Source organism: Mesorhizobium sp. M7A.F.Ca.US.014.04.1.1 (genome assembly GCF_003998745.1).
Classification (GTDB): Bacteria; Pseudomonadota; Alphaproteobacteria; order Rhizobiales; family Rhizobiaceae; genus Mesorhizobium; species Mesorhizobium ciceri.
This window is the reverse complement of the sequence record NZ_RZRW01001249.1, coordinates 1-749: the sequence shown is the minus strand read 5'-3', so window position 1 is coordinate 749 and position 749 is coordinate 1. Positions and strand designations below refer to the sequence as shown.

Annotated in this window: 1 protein-coding gene; it reads left to right on the top strand. The window is 55.0% G+C overall.

What is annotated here, in order from left to right; genetic code table 11:
• Positions 1–749 (top strand): HAMP domain-containing protein (locus EOA22_RS35880; protein ID WP_127390723.1); only part of this gene is annotated, 749 nt, incomplete at both ends.

Below are 749 nucleotides of genomic sequence, written 5' to 3'. Positions count from 1 at the left end.
GTTTCTTCAGGCGGGGCAGGAGGCGACTGAGGTCGAGAAGGGCATCCTTCCAGACCTCTATCACAGCACCGCGATCATGATGGGCCAGATGACGGCCCATAGTCTGCTTCAGGAATATGCCCTTCAGGACAACCCATCGGATAGAAGCACGCTTGAAAGCGCGATCACGACCAATCGCGACCAAGTGCAGCGGTCGATGGGCGACTATGAAGCAACAATCGTCTCCGACATCGACAAGCAGAATTATGCAGTCGTCAAAGAACTCGCCAACCAATTTCGTCTGGCTGAAACTGCTTTGCTGGACACAAGCCGGGCTGCCTTGTCGAAAGGTGAAACTCCCAATGAAAGCCTGGCCATCAAGAACACCGTAGAGCCGATCTTTGTAAAGTTGCAGTACGCTCTGCAGGCCATGGTTGAGGATCACAGAGGCGAGGCAAACAGCGCGACGCAGCGGATCAGCTCGATCGTTAGAACGGCCGAAGTCGGTTTGAGCGTTGGCTTGTTGATAGCCCTCGGACTAGCCCTTCTTTTGGGTTACCAGCTGTTTCGCGCCATTACAGGTCCGCTCACTCGTTTGGTCAACGCGGTTCAATTGATGCGGCAAGGCGACTTCAGCGAACGCCTCGATCTGAGGCGCCGAGACGAATTCAGCGTGCTTGCCGACGGCTTCAACGCAATGGCGGACGATCTCACAACCCTCATTGGTCAGGTTCAAAGGTCCAGCATAAAGGTCGGCACATCGATACCTG